The following is a 4,021-nucleotide window of genomic DNA, read 5'->3' as shown; positions in this document are numbered from 1 at the left end:
GGCGAAGCGGGCACCCCGCCCTTGGCGCCGGACGCGCCCGACCCAGCGGCCCTGCCCTGCAAGCCAGCGCCGGGCGTATCAGACGACAGGCCGGACGCCCCGCCTGCATCGGGCAAATCGCCGAAGTTCTCCGCCGCAAGGTCGGCCAGCGCCTTCAGGGCCTGCTCCGCGTCCGCCCCGATGGCCCGGAAAGTAATGGTTTCGCCGCCGCGCACGGCCAGCGTGGCGATGCGGTTCACCGAGCGGGCGGATACCACCCGCTCGCCGCGCGCCAGTTGCACGTCTGCCGAGAACGGTCCGAGCGCGGTGACGATGCGCGCGGCGGGTCGGGCATGCAGCCCAAGGCGATTGGGCACCATCAGGGTCAGTTCATGGCTGGCCGCCGGGGGGATGGCCCCGGCCACCCCGCCGCAATCCTGCGGCAGGGGCATGCCCAGCAGCTCGGCCTTTGCCGCCAGGGCGGACTGCGCCTCGCGCAGCACGGCATCAAGGTCCGCCCCGATGGAGGCCTGCACGGCGGCAGCCATGACGCCCTCCACCAGCGGGGCCGGGCACAACCGTACCTGCGCCGCCACCTCGGGCGGCAGCAGGTCCAGTGCCGTTTCCGCGCTCATCAGGGCGCTGCCAAGGTCCATCAGCACCAGCACGCCGTCGCCCTGCTGCACTGCTTCTATGGCGGCCATGACCCGCATGGGGTCGGTGCCGATGGGGTGTTCCGGGTCGTCGATGCCGCCCGCCACGGCCAAGGGCACGCGGCCCTGCGTCATCTGTTCCGCCAGTTCCTTCACGCCCTGCCCCAGCACGGCGCTGTGCGTGACGACCACGATGCCGACCATGGGCTACCCCCGCACCACGTCGCGCAGGGCGGTCAGCAGCAGCACCGTGGAGGTGGCCCCGGGATCCTGATGGCCGATGCTGCGCTCGCCAAGGTAGCTGGCGCGTCCCTTGCGGGCCTGCAACGGAATGGTGCCGCGCATGCCTTCTTCCGCCGCCGCCACGGCGGCATCCAGCCCGGCGAGCAGGTCGGCCCCGCCCGCCACGGCATCGCGGTAGGCGTCGATGGCGGGCTTCCAGGCGTCGAACATGGTCTTGTCGTGCAGCACGGGGCGCCCGCGCGAGACCACGCCCTCCACCCCGGCGTCCAGCAGGGCCTGGACGTCAGGGGCGTCCAGGGCGTCCTTGCCCGCCACGGCAAGCCCGGCCTTCATGAAAAAGGTGCCGTACAGGGGGCCGCTGGCCCCGCCCACGGTGGACAGCAGCACCATGCCGGTGTCCTTCAGAATTGCGCCGATGTCCTTGTCCGCGAAGGCGGGCAGCTTTTCCTGCACCTTGCTGAAGCCCCGGTCCATGTTGATGCCGTGGTCGGCGTCGCCGATGGCGGCGTCGAGATCGGTGAGATACGTGCGGTTGTCGCGCATGATGTCGCCGAGCTTGGCGAGCCATGTGAGGATGTGATCGCGGGTGATCTGCATGGGGCATCCTTGTGGAAATATGGTGGACGATGGCCGTGACGCGCCAGTGAAAATGGCGTGAACCGCCGTCCGCGTGTACGGATTCCGGTCCGGCGGACGACAGGCATGCCATCCGCCGGACCGGGATTCATGGTCGGTAAGGAAACTGTTCTGGTTGCGGTAGCGTCAGCTTTTGGTTTGGCTTGGGCTCGCAGCATTTCAACATGCGTTGCACTGAGTCCATCAACACTCTGCATGCGCTACGCCAAGGGCATCGGCGTTCGCTGTGCCACTGCACTTCGCGTGCGCTGCGCGGATTTTTGTTCTCTGCCGAGGAGAAGCGCCTTTTCATGAAGGGAGCGTACTCTTATCGTACGTGACCGCAATGAAAAGTTACTTCGACGAAGGCAGAGGGCAAAAGGACCGCAGCGCACCCGCCCCTAGCCCATGCGCAGGCCAGGGGAGATCGCCTTGGCATCCCAGAACTTCAGTATCTCGTCATCCACCTTCAGCAGGGTGATGGAAAAGCCCTGCATTTCCAGAGAGGTGATGTACGGGCCGATCAGGTTGCGCACGATGGAGATGCCGCGCGCCGAGCAGACTTCGGCCAGTTTGCGATACACGGCGTACAGTTCGCTGACCGGGGTGCCGCCCATGCTGTTGACAAAGGCGATGACCTTGTCGCCCCTGGCGAAGGGGGCATCGGTCAGGGTCTTGTCCACCCACTGGCCGCTGGCGCGGTCCAGTTCGCGCACGGTACGGGTGTAGGCCGGGTCGTCGATGATGGCGGTGGCCATGATCTGCACCAGTTCGTCCACGGTCTTCATGGGGGCGCGCTGGGTGCCCGGCTCGCCGTGGATGCCGATGCCGATCTCTATCTCGCTCTCTGCCAGTTCAAAGGTGGGCTTGCCTGCGGCGGGCACGGTGCACGGGGTCAGCGCCATGCCCATGGAACGGCCATACTGGTTCACCTTGCGGCACAGGTCGGCGCACTTGTCGAGGTCGTACCCGGCTTCCGCCGCCGCGCCCACGATCTTTTCCGCCAGCACGGTGGTGCCCACACCGCGCCGACCAGCCGTGTACAGGCTGTCCTTCACGGCCACGTCGTCGTCGATGAGGATGTTCTGCACCTTCAGCCCGTCGGCGTGGCACAGTTCGGCAGCGGTTTCGAAGTTCATCACGTCGCCGGTGTAGTTCTTGACGATGAACAGCACGCCCGCGCCGCGATTCACGGCTTTTGCGCACTCGTACATCTGGTCGGGCGTGGGCGAGGTGAACACCTCGCCGGGGCAGGCGCCGTCCAGCATGCCGTGGCCGACGAAGCCGCCGTGCATGGGTTCGTGCCCGCTGCCGCCGCCCGATACGATGACCACCTTGCCCTGCGGTATTTCCTTGCGGCAGACGAAGTGCGGATCGATGTTCACCCGCAGTTCCGGATGCGCCGCCGCCATGCCCTGCAACTGTTCGCGTACCACGTTTTCCACTGCATTGATCAATTTCTTCATGGTCATGCCTCGTGGGTTTGCTCGTTAGGGACAGTCACGCTGGACAATACGCGATTTCCTAAGCGGTGGGAACGGGGCAGCGGAAAGAAGGTTCAGAGGAGTGTCAACGGCAGTGATGCTGGAAAGCCGCCACTACGCCCGCACTGGCCTACCGGAACCTGCCGATAACGGGCCGCGAAAGATGTCAGGCAACAAAGCCGGGACCCCGTCGTCGGGCTCTTTCAGGTGAATGCCAACGATATACACTATATGCATTCAGACGAATGCGTGACTTTCCATGTTCTGGGTCAGCTAAATACTATTTCTGTACATACGGCTGAAGTCATCATTCAAGGCAACAAAAGGATTACACCACTTTGAACAGCTTCGGTTAATGTGCTCACCATTTCTTCGCGTGACTTTCCATCAACCAATATGACATGCTTCTCAAGATCTCCAAGCGAAGAAAATTGTCTGTGGAGCGATACAATTCCTTCAGGAGTGATAGATTCGTCGCTTCGCTCATAACATCTCCGGAGAGCATTATCCAATGAAGGGCGAAGAACTGCATAGTATAGCGGAAGAGAAAGCGCCTTGAACGGCTCTAGAAACCAAGGCCCAATGATGCCGTCCACGATCACGAAATAGCCACCTTTGGCATATCCTGCAGCAGCGCTTGCTAGAACATCAACAACAACAGTATTTTGCCTATGCGCCTCGGGCAAATAGGGAGGAACTGCCCCGTTCTTGATGAAATGCCAAAAGTCATCCGAATGAAGATGAACTTTTGGCGATTCCGGCGCCATAGCGAGAAGCTGCGCGGTCGTGGTCTTCCCCGAGCCTGGAGTTCCGGTAAGTATAAGAATTGGTAATACCTAACCAAACCGGACCTGTGATAGGCAGGTCTGGACATGAGAGAATGCCCGAAGTGCACATACACCCGAGCTTGGCGTCTCGCTGATGGCCGTTTCAAATGCCGTCGGTGCGGTAGCAAGTACTCGTGGAAAACCGCCTGGGAACTTAGCCGCCTTCCCGAAGCCAAAAAGCTCAAGGCGTTGGAACTCTTTGTCTATGGCGTCCCTGTGT

Annotated in this window: 4 protein-coding genes; all 4 read right to left on the bottom strand. The window is 62.7% G+C overall.

Going from position 1 to position 4,021, the window contains the following annotated elements:
• Positions 1-836: dihydroxyacetone kinase phosphoryl donor subunit DhaM (gene dhaM / locus FVW20_RS09035; RefSeq protein WP_196609154.1), on the bottom strand; the 836-nt coding region annotated here is incomplete at its 3' end.
• A gap of 3 nt (positions 837-839) precedes the next feature.
• Positions 840-1,472 (bottom strand): dihydroxyacetone kinase subunit DhaL, encoded by a 633-nt coding sequence (gene dhaL / locus FVW20_RS09030; RefSeq protein WP_196609153.1) that lies wholly within the window; start codon positions 1,470-1,472, stop codon positions 840-842.
• A gap of 419 nt (positions 1,473-1,891) precedes the next feature.
• On the bottom strand, positions 1,892-2,956 hold the full coding sequence (dhaK, locus tag FVW20_RS09025) for a dihydroxyacetone kinase subunit DhaK (protein ID WP_196609152.1): 1,065 nt from the start codon (positions 2,954-2,956) through the stop codon (positions 1,892-1,894).
• 329 nt (positions 2,957-3,285) lie between these two features.
• Positions 3,286-3,795, bottom strand: a complete 510-nt coding sequence (locus FVW20_RS09020; RefSeq protein ID WP_307831457.1) for an AAA family ATPase — start codon at positions 3,793-3,795, stop codon at positions 3,286-3,288.
• Between the last annotated feature and the right edge of the window lie 226 nt (positions 3,796-4,021).

This window comes from Nitratidesulfovibrio oxamicus (genome assembly GCF_015731765.1).
Classification (GTDB): Bacteria; Desulfobacterota; Desulfovibrionia; order Desulfovibrionales; family Desulfovibrionaceae; genus Cupidesulfovibrio; species Cupidesulfovibrio oxamicus.
The sequence above is the reverse complement of the archived record's forward strand: the minus strand, read 5'-3'. Positions and strand labels throughout refer to the sequence as shown.